This window comes from Pseudomonas sp. GM48 (genome assembly GCF_000282335.1).
GTDB lineage: Bacteria > Pseudomonadota > Gammaproteobacteria > Pseudomonadales > Pseudomonadaceae > Aquipseudomonas.
In genome coordinates, this window is the sequence record NZ_AKJM01000040.1 from 36,397 (window position 1) to 56,218 (window position 19,822).

Sequence of the window (19,822 nt, forward strand, 5' to 3'; positions counted from 1 at the left end):
GAGCGAGCTTGCTCGCGATGGCGGTCTGTCAGGCACAGGGATGTTGAATGTGCCGCCGCCATCGCGAGCAAGCTCGCTCCCACAGGGGCGGCGGTGTCAGAGCCAGTAGCTCACCGCATACCACCCGAGCAAGCCCATCACCACGGTGTACGGCAACGCCATCCAGACCATCCGCCCATAAGACAGGCGCACCAGCGGCGCAATTGCCGAGGTCAGCAAAAACAGGAACGCCGCCTGACCATTGGGTGTCGCCACGCTCGGCAGATTGGTGCCGGTATTGATCGCAATGGCCAGCGTCTCGAAATGCTCACGGCTCATCTCACCTGCCATGAATGCACGCTTCACTTCGGTGATGTAAATGGTTGCCACGAACACGTTGTCGCTGATGGCGGACAACAGGCCGTTGGCAATGAACAGCATGCCCGGTTGTTGGTCCGCCGGTAGTGCCAGTACCCACTGGATCAACGGTGTGAACAGCTGCTGATCATGAATCACCGCGACCACGGCGAAAAACACCACCAGCAAGGCGGTGAACGGCATGGCGTCCTTGAACGCGGTGCCGAGGCGGTGTTCGTCGGTGATGCCGGTAAAGGCCGTGATCAATACGATCACCATCAAGCCGATCAAGCCCACTTCGGCAATGTGAAACGCCAGCCCGGCAATCAGGATCAATGCGGCAAAGCCCTGGACCAGGAGCGCTGCACGCTGGCGAGAGGTGCGCGCGGCGTTGTCTTCGGCGGCGTAGTTGGCCAGCACCGCTCGGACGTTGTCCGGCAGCAACGTGCCGTATCCGAACCAGCGCAATTTTTCCAGCAGGACGCATGTCATCAATCCGGCTGCCAGCACCGGCAGGGATACCGGCGCAACCTTGGAAAAGAACTCGGAGAAGTGCCAGCCCATTTCATGGCCGATCAGCAGGTTCTGCGGCTCGCCGACCAGCGTGCAAACGCCACCCAGTGCGGTGCCCACGGCACCGTGCATCAGCAGGCTGCGCAGAAAAGCGCGGAACTGTTCGAGATCGCCGTGATGCAGGGTTGGCAGATGTTTGTCGTCGTTGAACTCGCTGTCCTGACGCGGATCGTTACCGGAGGCGACACGGTGATACACCGAGTAAAAACCAACGGCGGCACTGATGATCACGGCGGTCACGGTCAAGGCATCGAGAAACGCCGACAGAAAGGCCGATAAAAAACAGAACATCAGCGCCAGCAGGGCCTTGGAGCGAACCCCGAGCAGCAAGCGCGAGAACAGGTACAGCAACAAGTCCTTCATGAAGTAGATGCCAGCCACCATGAACATCAGCAGCAGGATCACCGGGAAGTTGTGCAGCAACTCGTCGTACAGCGCCTGGGGCGTGGTCATCTTCAGCAACAGGGCTTCAATCATCAGCAGGCCGCCGGGCATCAGCGGATAGCATTTGAGCGCCATGGCCAGGGTGAAGATGAACTCCAGCACCAGCAGCCAGCCGGCAGCCACCGGGCCTGCAGACCACAGCACCAGGGCATTGAGGATGAGGAAGCCGACGATGCAGGCCTTATACCAACGGGGCGAGTGCCCGAGAAAGTTGTGCGCGAACGCCTGGGCCATTGAACCGGACATCGGCTGCTCCTTGTTTTAAGAAGCGCGCAACTTGCCGCAAGCGGGCAAGAAGATCAAGCACGGGAAAAACGCAGGTGTTTATCCCAAATAGCGTGCGATGACCGCCTTGTAATTGCCGTGCAGTGAATAGCCTCCTGCAACGATGTTTCCATCGGCCTGCACGGCGACACACGTGGCGGTATCCAGGTGGGGGCCGAGGCGGGTTCGCGTACAGCCGCAGCCTTTGCCAAAGTGGCGATCGGGACGGCCATTGGGCAGGTATCGCCCCAGAATGAAGTCTGCTTCAATGCCGCCGATGGTGGCGCCCGCCGTCAGCACACCGCCATCGGGCTGTAACTGCGCAGCGTTCCACTTGCAGCCGCTGTGACCGATTACCAGCCGCTGCGGTTTTCCGCCGTTGCAATGATTGTCGGGGCGGCCGTTGCTGTGCATTTTAAATGTCAGGCAGTGCATCGGCTCGCGACTGCTGCCAAAACACAGGATGTCACCTTCGTTTTGCTGGACCACCTGACTGACCCGGGCACCATGCCCTTGCGCCTTGAAGGTCATGAATCCATCCACGGCAAAATTGTCGTCGAGACGCCCGTCAGGGTGATAGCGTGCCAGCAAGCCTTCTTCAGGGAAGTTGATCGATCCACCGACCAGAATCCGGCCATCACGTTGTAGCGTCAGGCTGCTGAGCCAGGTGTTCATCAGCAGGTGCCTGACCACGACAAAGCCGCGGTCGTTGAACGAGTAGTCCAGCGAGCCTTCGACATCCAGCCGTATCAACATACCGGCGTGATCAGTCGGTTCGTAGTGATGGTTGGCCAGAATCAGGATTCGACCGTCTTGTTGCACGCCGACATCGCAGGCTTCGGCACCCGGCACACCGGGCGGGAGACAGGCATCGCGCATGCCCAGGGACAAACCACCAGGCAATCGCACGACACGGTAGCCATTATCACCAAAGCGTTGAACCAGGCGGCCCTCTTGATCCAGCAACGCCAGGGCCGGAAGCGTGCGGCGTGCGTTTTCGTATTGCAGGCCGGCCAACAGGATAGTGCCGTCGGGCATGGCCAGGACCTTGGCGCCCATGGCTTCGAACCCAGGTTCGAACTGCCCGATGACACTGCCTTGTTTGCCGAATGCGAGGTCTGCGGAACCATCCTTCAGCAGGCGGGCCAGGCCAAAGCGACTGCCATCGGCCATGACGACTTTAGCGGCTACCAGCAAGCGACCCTGCGCATCGATCGCAATGCCATTGGCCTGGCTGGAAAGGCTGTCGGCAAAATACACTTGGGTCTTGCCGTTGGCGGCAAACGTCGTATCGAGGGTCCCGGCGTTGTTCCGGGTGGCGGGGTAGGCAAAGGCCGGCTGGATTGACATGCACCGCATCTCCTTGCGCGTCGTCATGATCCAGAAGTTTGGGTGGCGACTTATAAGGAAAATATTCAACCCCTGAATCAAGGGATGCACAACGGCAAGAACTAACAGACGGAGGGTCGTTGTGTGCCACAACAGTGTCTTTTCGAACCATTGGCAAGCCTGCAAAGTATCAGGCGTTTGCAAAGTTCGAAATAAACGGCGTCAAGAAGTGCGCATGGCCAGAAAAACCAGCGAACTAATGACTGGAGGAGGGTGCGGATTACCCCGGAGTAATCCGCATAACAATTAGTGCGGCATCGACCACGACTGCAGCGTGTAGCCTTCCTGGCTCAATTCGGCACGGGCCTGTTCCAGCAGAAGTTCGAGTTGTGCGGGGTCGGAGTAAGCGCTGCTTGGGATCTGCTTGCGGCCAATACTGGTGCTGGTGCGGTCGATAACGGTCAGGCTGAGTTCGCCATTACCGTCCTGTGGAGCCCAGGCCACGCATTTGAATGGTTTAAATGCGCGGTCGGCAATCAGAAGTGCTTCGTTGATACGGAGCGGGGCGTTCATGGGGTCTTCCTCGGCATGCCCAATCAAGTGATGTGCCGACGGTTGGGCTTACCGTTCGGCTGGTTACTTGTACTGATGCCCGCAACCGGGGTGTGGGTCACACACAATCAAAAAAAATTTCCGCTTTATTTCAAATGCTCAAGAATGAGCCTGGCATTGAAAGCTGAATGAAAGGAAAGAGTCGTTAGGTAACTAACAAACTCGCACCTTATAACTGCTTGTATAGCGCCTCTATAGTTAAACGGTACAAGAGCTTGTCAAATTCTTGCTAATGTTACAGTCAGGTATGCCAAATGACTGTTTTTAATAAAATTTCTTAAATTTGGCGCCAAGGAACAGTCATGAGCAATGCGCCTGCTTTACGACGTCTATTAGTGGTGGACCCTTGCGACGATTGCTATCGTCTGCTCCCAGGATTGCGCGCTATCGGTTGGGACGTTGACAGCTGCACGCTGGAGAACGCCGGTGACCGAACCTGTGACGTGGGCCTGTTGCGCTTGCAGCCCTTTCACTTTGAGCACCCGGAGGCTGTCAAAGAGTTGATCCGTCGCAGCGGCACCGAGTGGATAGCCGTACTCAATCAGGACGTGCTGCGGCTGCAAAATGTCGGCGACTTTGTCTGTGAATGGTTTTTTGACTTTCATACCCTGCCATTCGATGTGTCCCGGGTTCAGGTAACGCTGGGCCGGGCGTTTGGCATGGCGCGGTTGCGCGGACAGGGCACGGTGCATGTCGACCAGCCCGAGCACGAATTGCTGGGCGACAGCAAACCTATACGTGAACTGCGAAAACTGTTGAGCAAACTCGCTCCAACCGAATCTCCGGTGTTGATTCGGGGTGAAAGCGGCACCGGCAAAGAGCTGGTCGCACGAACCCTGCATCGTCTGTCCCAGCGTCACAACAAACCCTTTATCGCGATCAATTGTGGTGCGATTCCCGAACATTTGATCCAGTCCGAGTTGTTTGGTCATGAAAAAGGCGCGTTTACCGGTGCGCACCAACGCAAGGTCGGGCGGATAGAAGCCGCCAACGGCGGCACCCTGTTTCTCGACGAAATCGGTGACCTGCCACTGGAGTTGCAGGCCAACCTGTTGCGGTTCCTTCAGGAAAAACACATCGAGCGGGTGGGCGGCAGTCAACTGATTCCGGTGGATGTGCGGGTGCTGGCGGCCACGCACGTCGACCTTGAAGCCGCCATCGAGAAGAAACGTTTTCGCGAAGACTTGTATTACCGCCTGAACGTTCTGCAAGTGGTGACCGTTCCACTGCGCGAGCGCCATGGCGACCTGGTGACGCTGGCCAACCACTTCGCCCATTCCTACAGCCATGAAACCGGGCGCCGCCCACGCAGTTTCAGCGAGGACGCATTGATTGCCATGGGCAAACACGACTGGCCAGGCAATGTTCGCGAACTGGCCAACCGCGTTCGTCGCGGGCTGGTGTTGGCCGAAGGCCGGCAGATCGAGGCCCGCGATCTGGGGTTGATCAGTCAGCATATGATCGCCGCACCGATGGGCACCCTCGAAGAATACAAGGCCCGGGCCGAACGCCAGGCGTTGTGCGATGTATTGAACCGCCACAGCGATAACCTGAGTGTCGCCGCCAAAGTATTGGGTGTGTCGCGACCGACCTTCTACCGGTTGTTGCACAAGCACCAGATTCGCTAACCCCCCAGCCTGAAACAAAAAAACCGTTGCGTTTGAAATTGCAGCAGTTTTTCTGTTCGGGTCAGAAGTAGTAAGGGAATTTCAGGCTGAACTGGAAGTCCGGGGCATCGTCCGTCATGCCGATGGTCAGGTTCGGTACGATGGTCAGGTTGTCGGTGGCCGCAATGGTCATACCGATGTTGAAGTAACCGGCGTTGGCGTCGCTGGAAACCACCGATTGCCAATCCCCGCCATCTTCCTTGAGCTGGCTTTTGCGTTGCACCAGGTCAGAGACCGAGAACGACATACTCATCTTTTCGTTCAAGGCGAACGCAATACCGGCGCCAATCTGGAAGCTGTCGCCAATGCGTACTTTGCCCGGTGTCTTGACCGCCGGGTTGGAGCTGATGTCGTCGAAAGACTCTTCCAGGTTGTGCGTGTAGGACAGGCTGCCGAACAGCACGGCCGGATCGAACGTCTTGACCAGAGAGATCCCCGGCGTAAGCGACCAGACGCCATTACCGGTAGGCAAGGATTCAGGCACGGCCAGGTTGGAGTTATCGTCCACCCGAACCAGCTTGATGCCGAACGGATCTTTGCCGGTCGGTGCCTTGACGCGCAAGGTCACCACGGCATCCGGGGTGTTGGCCGATTCGTCGAGGAATTTGTAGGCGATACCGAAGTTGACGTCACCAATGGTCGGGTCTTCCTTGACGGTACCTTCGGTCGTGACGTTGGAGGCGCCGTTATTGCCGCCACCGGACTGGTACGTGGACTGACGGTAGACCACGGGCACGTTCAGGTCGAACTGCCAGCGATTGTTGAAGTTGTAGCGGCCGGTGAGGTCCAGCGTCCAGGTGTCGGCCTTGATCCGGTCCAGGTTGATGGCACCGAGAAAGATCGAGTCCAGGGCGAGAAAACCGTTGAGGACCAGTTGGCGGGTATCGTATCGGGAGTAGGTTATTCCGGTTTCGACGCTGAACTTTCCGCCGCCGAAGAATCCGCTGGCCTCGTCATACAGGTTTGAAACACTTTGCGCCGGTTGTGAATCATCGGCCAGCGATTGCCCATAAGAGCTGCCGCTGCCCCCGGCGGCGCCCCCTGAAGCCGCTGCGGCACCGGTGCCAGTGGCGACATTTTGATTGCCCTTGAGATCCGCTGGCGACTTGGCCAGGCGTTTGGGAGGGGGCGAAGCGGGCTGGTCTTCGACCTGGCGGACCCGTTGTTCGAGAACCGCCAGGGCTTTTTGCTGGACTTCGTATCGTTGTTTCAACTCCAGAAGCTCTCGTTTGAGAGCCTCCAATTCCGGGTCAGGTGCTGCCTGCACCATCGCCACCGGAAGTAGAGAGCACAAGCATATAACTGCACGCAGTGATACCGATCGGTACATGAAAAAGCCGTCCATTTGTGCCCAATGGTCGTGATTCAGCGTAGCTCAATACCCCAAGGTCCGTAATGCAGCGAGTTGGTTCAGGTTGTAGCCCAATCCACCAGCTCTCGGGCTTTTATTGTCGAGCACTACATTGAGTCGAGTCATGTTGTTGACCACATTGCTGTTGCCCAGCAACCGGGTGTCTTGCAGTAACCCGCCTTGGGCGATTTGTTGCAGGCTTGAGCCCTGGTTGTTGTTGGCGGTAATGGCCACCTGAACACCGCCGCCGGTCGCGGACACAGCGACACTGCCTGCAGCATTGCTGCCGGTGATGGTTTGACCGGCTATCAGCGCCTGGCCCCGGCTCGGCACCGGCGCAGGGGCCGTGCTGGCCTCTTTGACGTTGATGGCGATCTTGTTGTTTGAACTGTTGCCATCGCCTGCAGCCCGTGTGACCTGGGTGATGCCTTGAGAGGTGCTCAGCCCGGCGCCACCCGTTACATGACCGGTACCCGAGTTGGGCGAACCGCCTTTACCGTTGTGTTTGATGGTTGAAACGTAGAACTCGGGCTTGACCGTTTCGGCTTGAAGTTGCATCGAGGTTGATGCCCCGATCAGATCACCACTGGCGTTGCGCCAGGTACTGCTCATGACGACACCGAAGCTGATGATCCGCCCCGGCATCACATACCGGCCACGCAACTCGGCCAGTTCCTGGTCCTTGATTTCGATGGGTCTGAACTCATCAGCAAAACCTGAAGTGGTCGCTGCCAGACAGGCAGCGACCACCCAATACGAGGTTTTCATTTGCTGCTCCCGGAGCATCCTGCCCCCTATCATCTTATTGGCGATTAAAAGAAGTCGCTCTGTATGAAACCAAAATCCATCAATTCAGCATCTTTGACCGGGTTGAAATTATCCAGCTTGTTCTTGGCTGTCAGCGGTTGAGGTGGACTGCGTAACGCATTGGTTTTGTCATAACCCGTACCGACGATAGCGAAGATAATGCCATTCCAGCCTTTGACAAAGTCATCATGGGAGTAGCGTTTGTGACCGAGTACCGGGTCGCCGATGTAGACCCAGTTCTTGTCCGCCCGCTGCAACACCACGAAGTGCTTGTAGCCGCGAATTTCCATCAGTACTACCACCGGAATCGTTACGGCATCGAGTCTTTCAGGCGGGATCTTGTAGCCCCGGGCGCGCATGCCGATGCTTTCTATGTAGCGCTTCATGTCCAGCATGGAAAAACCCTGGGTACGCACAAGGTCCTGGTCGGCGTAGACCAGCATGCCTTTGATGATGTGCTCCTCATCGACGTCGAGCCAATAGGCCTGGCGCAGTATCGTTGCCAGCGCGGCGGCGCCGCAGCTGAAATCGGTTTTCTGTTCGACGATGTCGCTGAACTTGCGCTCACGCAAACTCTGTACGTGCTTGTACACCAGCACGCCACCCGGCAGGGCGGCAACCGGCATCTGTGCAGCCTGGGTCAGGCCAGACAGGCAGAGCAGGGCGAAAAGGGCCGTCTTACGCATGATCGATACGCCTTGGGACCGTGGAAAAGCCCCGTCGCCGGGGCTTTCATTGCGTTCGCGATTATGGGCATGATTTGCAGCCTGCGGCGATCGACAGCGAGTTGCTTTGCTGGTTGCCGACGCCGGACGATACGTTGGCTCCGCCGTTGCCGGAGAAGTTGTTCATCGAACCCGTGATCGAAGCATTGTTGGTTACGGGAGGTCTCCAGCCTTCTGGCGTCATCACTTGTTGAGTGGATATGCCGGACAGACCAAGTACACCCACGGGTACGAAATCAGTCCTGGCGTTGTTGGTGACGTTCAGCCCGGACGTGCTTTGGTTGGCCGCCGCCGCGGCTACTGCTACACGGCCACCCGAAACGGCAATCGCCAGGTTGTTTTTCTGTTGGTTGAAGTCGCCGGTGGTCACGTTGATGCCGATGTTGCCGGAACCGCTGTTGCCAGCGTTATTGAGCGTTGTGTTGTTGGTGTTGGAGTGGTTCCTGGCGGTGTTGCCGGCGCTCTTTTGAGTCGCGCTGGAGACGGCGATCGCGCTGCCGAAGATGAAGGCTTCGTCAGCCGTGGCAAGGGCGGCGGCGTTGTCTTGCTGGTTGCCGTTACCGGCTGCAACGTTGGCGCCCATGTTGCCGTTGGAGTTGTTCAGGGAGTTATCGATTTTGGCGTCGTTTTGGGTGCCCCGGTTCACTACTCTGCTGTCACTGCTTTCCTGCGAGTCCAGCACGGCGGCCCCGGCGCCTGAGGTAATCTGCAGAATTTGATCCAGCGACGGGCCATTAGGCTGTTGGTTGCTGCCCTGTCCATTGCCCTGCACGGGATCAGCCTGGGCTGCGAATGCCATCACTGCTGCCAGGGCGAAAGCCAGTGGTTTGAGAGCAGTTGTCGGGTTCATGGTGATTCTCCGTGCTCATTAGTTGGTCAAGTGTTGGTACTTCCCTAATTGCACTCCATAGGGGTCAGTCAGCGACCCGGATGCTCAGGGTGTTAGCCATTCGGTTCCCCACCCCGGCACTCTGGTTTACCTGGATCACTCCCCGGCTGCCGGTGAAGGCCTGGTCGCTTGTCACGACCTGGCGACTGCCGATTGCGGTGCCAGTTGCTCCCGAGTTCGGAAACAACGCCACGTTCTGTTGAGAAAGGGCACTGTCGTCAACGGCTTGCGGAGCAGCGCTGATGCTGATGCGCATGGCGTTGGCCATCTGGTTGTTCGCCCCGGCACCCTGGTTGACACCCAGTACGCCGTTGCCATTACTGAAGGAGGTGCCGCCGATATTGGCCGTCGCATCCATTGACGGATTGGCGGGTGAGGTGATTCTCTGTCTGACGCTGGTGGTCGCACCGGCTTCGGTACCAATGGCGATCGCGCGGACGTTGGCCTGCTGCTGTTGATCACCGGCCGCCTGGTTGACGCTGAAGTTGCCTCGATATTGAGTACCGGAATCCAGGAGGGTGGCGTTGTTCACCGAACTGACGCCCGAATCGGCCATCACGCTGGTACAGTCGAGCAGGGCAAGTAACAGGGCAGGTAACAGGAAGAAACGATCCATCTCACTGGCCTCCCGCCATTCTGCCCAGTGAGCCGAGGCCGCTGCTCATGGCGCGGTTGATGGTTCCGGAAATGGCACCGCCACTGCCACCACCGTGGCCGACGGACATGCCGGGCAAACCGTTGGGGTTGGTGATGACATTCATGCCTTGCATGCCGCCCGGGTTTTGCCCGAAGTTGTTATGAGGGGTCGTTCCGGTGGTTACCCCGGCGATATCGGCGTCGCTGAGTTCGCCGGTGACGCGGGCAGAAGGGTTGGCATTGATGGTGGCCGGGTTCGGATCTCTGCCACCGCTGCGACCGATGAGAGTGGGGTGAACGGTACGATCAAGCACGATGACACCGTTGCCTTCGGCTTGAACGTTGAAACTGAGTACAGTGCCGACAGCGCTTGCGATCAGCAGGAGGCACATCAAGCCTTTTTTTTTGAATATCTCCACGACATTCATTCCTTCATTTGTAAGCTGGCCCCGGTCAGCTGTAAGAGGGATAGAGCGAAAGCCGTGCCGGTTTTTGAATATCGAGTTGATTCAATGGTTTACAGACTCTGTTCGGGAACCCTTTGCCGAGGATGTACCAACGGTGAGACGAAACCCTGCGCAGGCAGCCCGTAATTGCGGACGACCCCCTCTGGAACAAGGGTTCTAGCGTAGTTGTATCAATGCCCTAACACATCCTGTGATCAAACGATGAAGGGCGCTGAAATGGGCCGTTTCAGGCAGGGAGGGTGTTTCAGGATCGGACACTTTCCCCCCCAAGGCAGGGGGATGATGGGGAAATTGCCCCAAACGCCGGTCAGGCGCCGAGCAATCGGGTCACGGCGTTCAGTGCCTGGAGTCGGCGTTCTGCCCAATCTCCGTGCAGTACCTGAACCGGTTGTGCGTGGCGCAAAAGCCAGTCGAGCGTCTGATCGAAAAATGCCTGGCGCTCACTCAATCGGGGCTGGCAACGCTGGCCGTCGTCAGTCCAGTCGACGTGTTCCGGCGACAGCAGCAGGTGCAAGTCGTAATGCCGGGCCAGTAACGCTTGTTCAATCCAGGCGGGGCAATCGCCAAACAGGGTCTGGCTCCAGAGGATGTTGCTCAACAGGTGCGTGTCGAGGATGAGCAAAGACGGTTGTTGCGTCCGCGCTTCGTCTTCCCATGCCAATTGACCGCGGGCAATCTCCGGAATGTCGGCCAATGTAGTGTCCCGAGGATTCTGCTCAATGAACCGGCGCACATACTCGTCGACCAGAATCCCGCCGAAACGCTGTTGCAACTCGGCCGCCAGCCAGCTTTTACCGCTGGATTCGGGGCCGGTGAGTACCAGAACTTTCATGCGCGCAATGCCGGATCGGCGCGCCATTCGCGCCAGCCCTGCACGGCGATAACGGTGAACAACCCGTACAGGGTGGCGGTCAGGTACAGGCCCTTGTAGATGAACAACCCGACGAAAATTACATCCAGGGTGATCCACAACGGCCAGCACTGGACACGTTTTTGCGCCATCCAGACCTGCGCCACCAGGCTGAACCCGGTCAGCGCCGCATCGAGCCAGGGTTGCGCAGCGTCAGTCCAGTGGGCCATGGCCGCCCCCAGCAACAGACTGCCGAGTGCGCCAACGGTAAGGCTCAACGCCACAGACCGGGTATCGAGCCGACTGACTTCGCGGCCATGGGTGGTATCGTCAAACCGCGTCCACTGCCACCAGCCGTAAAGCTGCAAAGCGGCATAGACGACTTGCAGCAGCATGTCCGAATACAGCTTCACCTCAAAAAAGATCCAGCTATAAAGCAGCACCATGACCAGGCCGATGGGCCAGCACCAGGCATTCTGTTTGACCGTCAACCAGACGGCAATGACACCGAGGGCGGCGGCAAACAGTTCAAGCCCGGACATGGAGGTTCCTTGGAGAAATCGAAGAGGGGGCGGATTGTACCCGGATTGGCGTCAGGAATCCTGTGGCGAAGGGCCGTGCGCCGATAACGCGGCAGCGCCAATCGGACTTGTCTGATAGGATTTCGGCCCCGTACGGATAAACCCGAATCAGGGTTGTTTTTTCACAGGATTTTTACGGTTCTGTGGTAATCCTTGATGCGCGGGGCTTCAGCTACGCTGATCGCGATGAAAGCTTTTGAAAAATACTAACGGGGCATGCCGGTGCGCATAGCCTTTTGGGGGATTAATGGATTTTTGGACCGCCTTTCAGGCATTGATTCTTGGGGTTGTAGAAGGGCTGACCGAGTTCCTGCCCATTTCCAGTACCGGCCACCAGATCATCGTGGCCGACTTGCTCGGCTTCGGGGGCGAGCGGGCGATGGCGTTCAACATCATTATTCAGTTGGGGGCAATCCTGGCGGTGGTGTGGGAGTTTCGACGCAAGATCTTCGACGTGGTCATCGGTCTGCCGACCCAGCCGGGCGCTCGGCGGTTTACCGCAAACCTGTTGATCGCGTTCTTGCCGGCCGTGGTGTTGGGCGTCATCTTCGCCGACCTGATCCACCAGTACCTGTTCAATCCGATCACCGTGGCAACGGCGCTGGTCGTGGGCGGGATCATCATGTTGTGGGCCGAGCGCCGTCAGCATGAAGTACACGCCGAAACGGTGGATGACATCACCTGGAAAGATGCCCTGAAAGTCGGCTTCGCCCAATGCCTGGCCATGATTCCGGGCACATCGCGTTCGGGCTCGACGATCATCGGCGGGTTACTGTTCGGCCTGTCGCGCAAGACGGCTACCGAATTTTCGTTCTTCCTGGCAATGCCCACCATGGTCGGCGCGGCGGTGTACTCGGGCTATAAATACCGTCACCTGTTTGTCCCGGCGGATTTCCCGGTGTTCGCAATCGGCTTCGTCACGGCATTCGTCTTCGCGATGATTGCGGTCCGCGGGCTGCTCAAGTTCATCGCCAACCACAGCTATGCGGCGTTTGCCTGGTACCGCATTGTGTTCGGCCTGATCATCCTGGCGACCTGGCAATTTGGCTGGGTCGACTGGAGCGCGGCCAAGCCGTGAGTGATTCGCGCTCGCGCAACAACCCCGGGCGCCAGTCCGGGGGACAGATCCGCCATTCGCGGCTGAAGTGGCTGGTGTTTGCCATCCTGTGCGCGTTGCCGCTGTCGGGGTCGGTGTCGACATGGCTGCACGGGGAGTCGCTGATTCCCCTCGCGGCCTATGGCACCGTCAGCGTCGTGACGTTTTTCCTGTACTGGAGCGACAAGCGCAAGGCGCGCGCCGATCAATGGCGGACGCCGGAAAACGTCTTGCATGCGCTGGAGTTCGCCGGAGGCTGGCCCGGCGCCTTGTTGGCCCAGCAAGCGTTTCGGCACAAAACCCGCAAAGTCTCGTTCCAGTTGGTGTTCTGGATCATCGTGCTGTTGCACCAGGTGTTCTGGATCGATCACCTGTTCCTCGGTGCACACCTGTTCGCCTTGTTCTAATAAAGAACGCCCTAAAGCAACAGGCCGACTTGCGTGCGCTTGGGCAGTTTGCTCACCACCAATTGGTGGGAGCGCTGCAGTAATCCCTGTAGTTCTTCGCCTCCGAGCGGGTAGGGCGTTTCCATGATGATCCACTGGGCGCGCGCCAGATAAGGCGCCGGATGAATCCCCGGGCGGTCGCAGTGACCGAGAAACAAATCCTTGTCGACCTTGAAGGCCAGGGAGTCACCCCGCAGGCCCTGTAAGGCGAACATCTTGTTCCCGGCAATCGAAAACACCCGTACGCCTCCCCATTTATAGTCTTCCCGCGCTCCGGGCAGGGCGAGGCAAAATTTCGCGACATCCTCTTCGCTCATCCGTCCAGCTTTCATAACAATCGTTCCCCACAGGCATTGAATGATTCGACCAAATGGTCAATCCAGGCGCGCACCGCCGGCATCACCCCGCGCCGATGAGGATAGACCGCTTGCAACCAGCCACCGGGCAGCGACCACTCGGGCAACAACTGCACCAGTGAGCCGTTTTCCAGTTCCTGCTCGCAATACATCATGGGCAACATCGTGAAGCCCAGGCCGGAGAGGGTACTGGCCTTGCGCACGATAAAGTCATCGATGCCCAGCCGGGCCTCAAGCGCGAGTTCACAACTTTTGCCTTTTTGATCCAGCATGCGGATGTGCACCATGCGGTCGGCTTCCAGGGCGCCGAGTACCGGCAGGCTTTTCAGATCCTCGGGATGGTTGATCTCACGGCCAACGAGGAAACCGGGGCTGGCGACCATCAGCATCTGCGCCTGACGCAGGCGGCGAGTGACCAACAGCGGGTCTTCGTCGCCCAGTTCCCGCACACGCAGGGCCACATCAATGCCTTCGTTTACCAGGTCGACCCGCCGGTTGAGCAACATGACCTCCAACTGGACTTGCGGAAACCGTTCGAGAAAGTCGCTGATTACTCCCGGCAATATTTCGTGGGCCAGCCCAACCGGGCAGGACACCCGTAATCGCCCACGGGGTTCGCTGGACATGCTGGCCACGGCCTCATCGGCCATTTCCGCCTCCAACAGCATCGCCTGGCAGTGCCTGAGGTAACGCTCACCCACGGCGGTCAACTTCAGCTGTCGGGTCGTGCGTTGCAGCAATCGTGCGCCAAGGCGTTCTTCCAGTTCGGCGATACGGCGCGACAGTCGTGACTTGGGGATGCCCAGCAAACGCCCGGCCGCCGCGAAACCACCGGCTTCCACGACTTTGGCGAAGTAATACAGGTCGTTGAGGTCTTGCATGATGTGAGCCTGATTGTTCTATCTGTGAGACGAACTATCGCATTGTTGCCGACTAATCAGCTATTGGTTTCGTCTGTAGGATTAGTCCCATCAGATCGCCCTTGTGGGCGATCCTCACTTGGAGATCCCACATGAAACTGCTGCATATCGATTCGAGCATTCTGGGCGACAACTCGGCCTCCCGTCAGCTGAGCGGCGAAGTCGTCAAAGCCTGGCAAGCCGCCGAGCCAACCGCCGTGGTGACCTACCGCGACCTGGCCGCCGACGCGATCAGCCACTTCTCTGCCACCACCCTGGTTGCCGCCGGCACCACCGCTGAACTGCGCAACGCCGCACAACAGCACGAAGCCGAACTGAGCGCCTCGACCCTGGCCGAATTCCTTGCCGCCGATGCCGTGGTGATTGCCGCACCGATGTACAACTTCACCATCCCGACTCAACTGAAGGCGTGGATTGACCGCATCGCCGTTGCCGGTCAGACCTTCCGTTACACCGAAGCCGGCCCTGAAGGCCTGTGCGGTGGCAAGAAAGTCGTGATCGTCTCGACTTCCGGCGGCATGCACGCAGGTCAGGCCACCGGTGTTGCCCACGAAGAATATTTGAAGCTGCTGTTCGGTTTCATCGGCATCACCGACATCGAAATCGTCCGCGCCGAAGGCCTGGCCTACGGTGACGATGTTCGCAACAAAGCCATGAGCGATGCTCACACGCAAATCAGCGAGCAGTTGTTCGCCGCCGCGTAAGGCTTGCGTAAAAGTAGGCAAGCGTTCGGGTAAAGCAAAAAAAACTCTGTATTCTGGTTACGCAAGTACCAGATACGGAGTTTTTTGTTTCTGGTTATTGCAGTTTGTGGCCTGACTTATGCAGTCAAGGGTTCACATCTCAAGTCCGGTAACAAGGTGGGGCATCCCATGATGCGTCTTTGTGCAACTTTACTGATTTGTCTGCTTAGCAGCCTGAATACAGTGCACGCCGCGCCTGCACCGCATCCTCACTGGAGCGTCGGCTTCCATGAGATGACTTTTCTCGATCCACTGGACCTGCAGCCGATGCGCGCCATCGCCTTCTATCCTTCCAGTGACTGGGAGCACACCAGCAAACTCGAGGGTTACACCGTCGAAGCCGGGGAAGATACCAAAGTCGCCATTGGCCGGTTCCCGATGCTGATGCTATCCCACGGTAACACCGGCACCCCGCTGGCCCTGCACGACCTTGCCACGTCGCTGGCGCGTAAAGGCTTTGTCGTGGTGGCGGTGATTCACCCCGGTGACAACTCCAAAGACCACAGCCGTCTCGGTACTTTGAGTAACCTGTACGGCCGGCCGATCCAGATTTCCGAAGCCATCACCGCCACCTTGGGCGACCGTATGCTGTCGCCGTTCGTCAATGCCGAGCAGGTGGGGGTCATCGGCTATTCGGCCGGTGGCGAGACCGCATTGATTTTGTCCGGCGCGACCCCGGACCTGGATCGCCTGCGTCGTTACTGCCAGGAGCGTCCGGATGACCGCGATGCCTGCAACACCCGGGGTGAATTGATTGTTGACCGCGATGACCTGCAACCGGTCGCTGATCCTCGCGTCCATGCCTTGATGCTGATGGCGCCGTTGAGCCTGAAGTTCGGCCGCCACACCCTGGCCGATGTGCATGTGCCGGTGCTGCTGTACAGCGGTGATGGCGACAAACTGGTTGCTTTCGACAAAAACGCCGCAGCCCTGGCACGCAAACTGCCGACGGCACCTGACTTCAAGTTACTGGCCGGGGCAGGGCACTTCGTGTTCATGGCGCCGTGCAATGACGAACAGATCGTGATCATGCCCGCGCTGTGCACCGATGCCGATGGCGTCGACCGGCAAGATATTCACCGCAACCTGATTTCCGAGGCTGGAAGTTTCTTCTCGCGCACCCTGGGCAGAGCGACCCGGGCGGGGATGCAGACGGCTGATCAGTAAGTTTCCTCGACCCTCTGTGGGAGCGGGCTTGCTCGCGAAGGCGGTGTGTCAGGCAATACATATGCCTACTGTCACACCGCCTTCGCGAGCAAGCCCGCTCCCACATTAAACCATCGCCCGGCGCTTGAGCAGCAGGGTCAGCCCCAGGCCCGTCACCGACAACAACGCCGCACTGAAGAAAATCCACGCATAACCCAGGTTCAACGCCACGGCGCCCATCAACGGGCCGGCGATTGCCAGCGCCAGGTCGAAAAACACCGCATAAGCACTCAAGCCCGCCCCCCGGCTGGAGTCAGGCACCTGTTTGATGGCCTCGACACCCAGTGCCGGGTACACCAGGGACAGGCCGAATCCGGTCAGCCCGGCGCCAATCAGCGCGTACCCGGTCGACGGTGCCAGCCACAGCAGCACCAGGCCAACCGTCTCGATGCACATGCAGGCAATGGCCGACGTGAACCCGCCGAAACGACTGATGGCGGAAATGAACAGCAGTCGCGACAGGATGAAACACACGCCAAATGCGGTCAGGCAGTAGGCCGCGCCGGTCCAGCCGCGATTGACGTAATACAAGGTAATAAAGGTGGTCAGGGTGCCGTAGCCAATGGAAGCCAGGCTCAGGCTCGCGCCAAACGGCGCTATGCGTCCGAACACTGCCCAAAACGGCAGGCGCTCACCGCGCACCACGGGTACCGAGGGCTTGTTGCGAATCAGCAACAGTGCGGCCAGGGCCAGCAGCGACAGGGCGATGCCCAGACTGGTGAAACCGAGTTGTTGGACCATCACCACGCCCAGCGGTGCACCAATGGCAATCGCACCATAGGACGCAATGCCGTTCCAGGAGATCGACCGCGCAGTGTGTTCGGCGCCGACCTGGCCCATGCACCAACTGATAGTGCCGACGCCGATCAACCCTTGGGCGATACCCAGCAACAGGCGGCCGGCGATCAAAATCAACAGGCTGAGCAAGGGAAAGCCTTGCAACAGGGTCGACAGCAAGGTCAGCAGGCCACTGAGCACAATCCCGGACAAGCCATAAATGATTGCGCGTTTGGTGCCAACGCTGTCCGACATTCGCCCGGCCATGGGCCGGCTGAGCAGGGTGGCGAGGTATTGCGAGCCGATGGTCAGCCCAGCCACGATGGCGCTGAACCCCAGTTGCTCGTGGACATAACCCGGCAATACCGCAATCGGCAAACCAATGCAGAGGAAGGCAATGAAGGTATAGAAAACGATGGAGACGATCTGCAGGGTGATCGCCATGGAGCTTTGCGGAGCGACTTGCTGCACAGACATGAGGGCTCGTTCGCGGGCGGCGGTGGGAGAACTGCATCATGGCGCGGGACAGTGATAAAAGGAAGCAGGCTAACTAATTATCGCTGTTCTTGAAGGCCTCTTCGCGAGCAAGCCCGCTCCCACAAGGGGAATGCATTCCAAATGTGGGAGCGGGCTTGCTCGCGAAGGATTCGGTACCCAACAAAATCCTGACCATGAAATGCAAAAAGCCCCGTCACATGGACAGGGCTTTTAACTTGCAGCTTGAAACCAATAGCTGCCCTTAGAACACCACACCCTGGCTACGCAGGTAATCGTCGTAGGTACCGCTGAAGTCGGTCACGCCGTTAGGGCTCAACTCGATGATGCGGGTGGCCAGGGACGATACGAACTCACGGTCGTGGCTGACGAAGATCAGCGTGCCCGGGTAGTTTTCCAGCGCCAGGTTCAGCGCCTCGATGGATTCCATGTCCAGGTGGTTGGTCGGTTCGTCCATCACCAGTACGTTCGGCTTTTGCAGGATCAGCTTGCCGAACAGCATGCGGCCTTGCTCACCACCGGAGATGACCTTGACCGATTTGAGGATCTCGTCGTTGGAGAACAGCATGCGACCCAGCGTGCCGCGAATGATCTGCTCGCCCTGAGTCCACTGGCCCATCCAGTCGAACAGGCTGACGTCTTCTTCGAAGTCATGGGCGTGGTCCTGAGCGTAGTAGCCCAGCTCCGCGCTTTCGGTCCATTTCACGGAACCGGCGTCCGGGGTCAGCTCACCCATCAAGGTGCGCAGCAGGGTGGTCTTGCCGATACCGTTCGGGCCGATGATCGCCACGCGCTCGCCGGCTTCGACGGTGAAGCTGAAGTTTTTGAACAGGGTCTTGCCGTCGAAGCCCTTGGACATCTGTTCGATGGTCACGGCCTGGCGGTGCAGCTTCTTGGTCTGTTCGAAGCGGATGAACGGGCTCACGCGGCTCGATGGCTTGACTTCGGCCAGCTGGATCTTGTCGATCTGCTTGGCGCGGGAAGTGGCTTGCTTGGCTTTCGAGGCGTTGGCCGAGAAGCGGCTGACGAACGTTTGCAGTTCGGCAATCTGGGCTTTCTTCTTGGCGTTGTCCGACAGCAGTTGCTCGCGGGACTGGGTCGCCGCGGTCATGTACTCGTCGTAGTTGCCCGGGAACAGGCGCAGCTCACCGTAGTCCAGGTCGGCCATGTGGGTGCAGACGCTGTTGAGGAAGTGACGGTCGTGGGAAATGATAATCATGGTGCTGTTGCGCACTGTGAGAATGGATTCCAGCCAGCGAATGGTGTTGATGTCCAGGTGGTTGGTCGGTTCGTCGAGCAACAGCACTTCCGGATCGGAAAACAGCGCCTGAGCCAGCAATACGCGCAGTTTCCAGCCCGGAGCGACTTCGGACATCGGGCCGAAATGCTGTTCCAGTGGAATACCCAGGCCCAGCAGCAGCTCACCGGCGCGGGATTCGGCGGTGTAGCCGTCCATTTCGGCGAATTCGGTTTCCAGCTCGGCCACGGCCATGCCGTCTGCTTCGCTCATTTCCGGCAGCGAATAGATGCGGTCGCGCTCGGCCTTGACCTTCCACAGCTCTTCGTGACCCATGATCACGGTGTCGATCACGGTGAATTCTTCGTAGGCGAACTGGTCCTGGCGCAATTTACCCAGACGCACGTTCGGCTCCAGCATGACCTGGCCGCCGGAAGGCTCGAGGTCGCCGCCGAGGATCTTCATGAAGGTCGACTTGCCGCAACCGTTGGCGCCGATCAGACCGTAACGGTTGCCACCGTTGAACTTGACCGAAACGTTTTCGAAGAGCGGCTTGGCGCCGAACTGCATCGTGATGTTAGCTGTAGAAATCAAAGGTTTTTCCTGCGAAGCATTCAGAGTAGCTAGGGTTGCGGCAGTACCGGTTCAGTACCCGTTCCACTGTTCGGACCCCGGGACATTCATCCCGATCAGCAGTGGAAGATCCATCTGGCATTAAGTGGACAGCAGCATGTGGAGCGCTTGGCCCGAGTCAACGTGCGCTGAAAGGGGATGTTTCCCGCTCTCAACCTGGGGGGCGCGTAAAGTTTGGCGGCGATTGTACTGGTCTGGCTCTTTAAACGATAGGGCGTTGAGGCCTCTGCAACGCTTTGGCAGTTTTTGCGAACACATTTTCACCGTTGCAGGTTAACTATTGGTTACAAACTGTGGCTAAAATGCCATCCATCAGTTGTCTGCCGACCATCGGCATGGCTTGTAGGCACTACGGGGCCGCCGTTTCGTATTCAGTCGCTGC

20 protein-coding genes are annotated in these 19,822 nt (G+C 58.6%); 5 read left to right on the top strand and 15 right to left on the bottom strand.

Annotation, left to right across the window (positions count from 1 at the left end):
- Positions 1–96: 96 nt before the first annotated feature.
- The 3 genes from nhaB to PMI28_RS22645 form a co-directional block, all read right to left on the bottom strand.
- On the bottom strand, positions 97–1,599 hold the full coding sequence (nhaB, locus tag PMI28_RS22655) for a sodium/proton antiporter NhaB (RefSeq protein ID WP_007983635.1): 1,503 nt from the start codon (positions 1,597–1,599) through the stop codon (positions 97–99).
- A gap of 78 nt (positions 1,600–1,677) precedes the next feature.
- Positions 1,678–2,967 carry a hypothetical protein gene (locus PMI28_RS22650; protein ID WP_007983637.1) on the bottom strand — a complete coding sequence of 430 codons (1,290 nt, stop codon included), beginning with the start codon at positions 2,965–2,967 and terminating at the stop codon, positions 1,678–1,680.
- Between the two features lie 285 nt (positions 2,968–3,252).
- On the bottom strand, positions 3,253–3,519 hold the full coding sequence (locus PMI28_RS22645; protein ID WP_007983639.1) for a hypothetical protein: 267 nt from the start codon (positions 3,517–3,519) through the stop codon (positions 3,253–3,255).
- Between the two features lie 341 nt (positions 3,520–3,860).
- Here PMI28_RS22645 and PMI28_RS22640 point away from each other — a divergent pair, with 341 nt between their 5' ends.
- The gene (locus PMI28_RS22640) at positions 3,861–5,186 is read left to right on the top strand and encodes a sigma-54 dependent transcriptional regulator (protein ID WP_007983642.1); all 1,326 of its coding nucleotides are present in this window, start codon (positions 3,861–3,863) and stop codon (positions 5,184–5,186) included.
- Between the two features lie 61 nt (positions 5,187–5,247).
- Here PMI28_RS22640 and PMI28_RS22635 read toward each other — a convergent pair whose 3' ends face one another.
- From PMI28_RS22635 to pnuC, 8 genes are all read right to left on the bottom strand, one after another.
- Positions 5,248–6,555 carry a hypothetical protein gene (locus tag PMI28_RS22635; RefSeq protein WP_007983646.1) on the bottom strand — a complete coding sequence of 436 codons (1,308 nt, stop codon included), beginning with the start codon at positions 6,553–6,555 and terminating at the stop codon, positions 5,248–5,250.
- A 45-nt stretch (positions 6,556–6,600) separates the two neighbouring features.
- A complete protein-coding gene (locus tag PMI28_RS22630) occupies positions 6,601–7,362 on the bottom strand; it encodes a hypothetical protein (protein WP_007983648.1) in 762 nt (253 codons plus the stop codon).
- A 26-nt stretch (positions 7,363–7,388) separates the two neighbouring features.
- The gene (locus tag PMI28_RS22625; protein ID WP_007983651.1) at positions 7,389–8,069 is read right to left on the bottom strand and encodes a C39 family peptidase; all 681 of its coding nucleotides are present in this window, start codon (positions 8,067–8,069) and stop codon (positions 7,389–7,391) included.
- 61 nt (positions 8,070–8,130) lie between these two features.
- On the bottom strand, positions 8,131–8,958 hold the full coding sequence (locus tag PMI28_RS22620; RefSeq protein WP_007983653.1) for a hypothetical protein: 828 nt from the start codon (positions 8,956–8,958) through the stop codon (positions 8,131–8,133).
- A 64-nt stretch (positions 8,959–9,022) separates the two neighbouring features.
- Positions 9,023–9,613, bottom strand: coding sequence for a hypothetical protein (locus PMI28_RS22615; protein ID WP_007983655.1), 591 nt, complete (start codon positions 9,611–9,613; stop codon positions 9,023–9,025).
- Position 9,614: 1 nt separating this feature from the next.
- The gene (locus tag PMI28_RS22610) at positions 9,615–10,061 is read right to left on the bottom strand and encodes a hypothetical protein (RefSeq protein ID WP_033063134.1); all 447 of its coding nucleotides are present in this window, start codon (positions 10,059–10,061) and stop codon (positions 9,615–9,617) included.
- Between the two features lie 346 nt (positions 10,062–10,407).
- Positions 10,408–10,932 (bottom strand): AAA family ATPase, encoded by a 525-nt coding sequence (locus PMI28_RS22605; RefSeq protein WP_007983658.1) that lies wholly within the window; start codon positions 10,930–10,932, stop codon positions 10,408–10,410.
- Entirely contained in the window at positions 10,929–11,492 is a 564-nt protein-coding gene (gene pnuC, locus PMI28_RS22600) for a nicotinamide riboside transporter PnuC (RefSeq protein WP_007983660.1), read from the bottom strand. The genes PMI28_RS22605 and pnuC overlap by 4 nt, the downstream gene beginning before the upstream one ends.
- Before the next feature lie 286 nt (positions 11,493–11,778).
- On the opposite strand from pnuC, the gene PMI28_RS22595 reads away from it, so the two are divergent.
- A complete protein-coding gene (locus PMI28_RS22595; RefSeq protein ID WP_007983662.1) occupies positions 11,779–12,609 on the top strand; it encodes an undecaprenyl-diphosphate phosphatase in 831 nt (276 codons plus the stop codon).
- Entirely contained in the window at positions 12,606–13,034 is a 429-nt protein-coding gene (locus tag PMI28_RS22590; protein ID WP_007983663.1) for a DUF1294 domain-containing protein, read from the top strand. Before PMI28_RS22595 ends, PMI28_RS22590 begins: the two co-directional genes overlap by 4 nt.
- An 11-nt stretch (positions 13,035–13,045) precedes the next feature.
- Here PMI28_RS22590 and PMI28_RS22585 read toward each other — a convergent pair whose 3' ends face one another.
- Together PMI28_RS22585 and PMI28_RS22580 are read right to left on the bottom strand one after the other, a co-directional pair.
- Positions 13,046–13,405 carry an MmcQ/YjbR family DNA-binding protein gene (locus tag PMI28_RS22585; RefSeq protein WP_007983665.1) on the bottom strand — a complete coding sequence of 120 codons (360 nt, stop codon included), beginning with the start codon at positions 13,403–13,405 and terminating at the stop codon, positions 13,046–13,048.
- Positions 13,402–14,310 (bottom strand): LysR substrate-binding domain-containing protein, encoded by a 909-nt coding sequence (locus tag PMI28_RS22580; protein WP_007983666.1) that lies wholly within the window; start codon positions 14,308–14,310, stop codon positions 13,402–13,404. The genes PMI28_RS22585 and PMI28_RS22580 overlap by 4 nt, the downstream gene beginning before the upstream one ends.
- Before the next feature lie 131 nt (positions 14,311–14,441).
- Here PMI28_RS22580 and PMI28_RS22575 point away from each other — a divergent pair, with 131 nt between their 5' ends.
- Together PMI28_RS22575 and PMI28_RS22570 are read left to right on the top strand one after the other, a co-directional pair.
- Entirely contained in the window at positions 14,442–15,053 is a 612-nt protein-coding gene (locus tag PMI28_RS22575; protein ID WP_007983668.1) for an FMN-dependent NADH-azoreductase, read from the top strand.
- Positions 15,054–15,221: 168 nt separating this feature from the next.
- Positions 15,222–16,259: an alpha/beta hydrolase family protein gene (locus PMI28_RS22570; RefSeq protein WP_007983670.1), complete on the top strand. Its 1,038-nt coding sequence runs from the start codon at positions 15,222–15,224 to the stop codon at positions 16,257–16,259.
- A gap of 105 nt (positions 16,260–16,364) precedes the next feature.
- Here PMI28_RS22570 and PMI28_RS22565 read toward each other — a convergent pair whose 3' ends face one another.
- Both PMI28_RS22565 and PMI28_RS22560 read right to left on the bottom strand, forming a co-directional pair.
- A complete protein-coding gene (locus PMI28_RS22565) occupies positions 16,365–17,552 on the bottom strand; it encodes an MFS transporter (protein WP_007983672.1) in 1,188 nt (395 codons plus the stop codon).
- Positions 17,553–17,814: 262 nt separating this feature from the next.
- Positions 17,815–19,401 (bottom strand): ABC-F family ATPase, encoded by a 1,587-nt coding sequence (locus PMI28_RS22560; RefSeq protein WP_007983674.1) that lies wholly within the window; start codon positions 19,399–19,401, stop codon positions 17,815–17,817.
- Between the last annotated feature and the right edge of the window lie 421 nt (positions 19,402–19,822).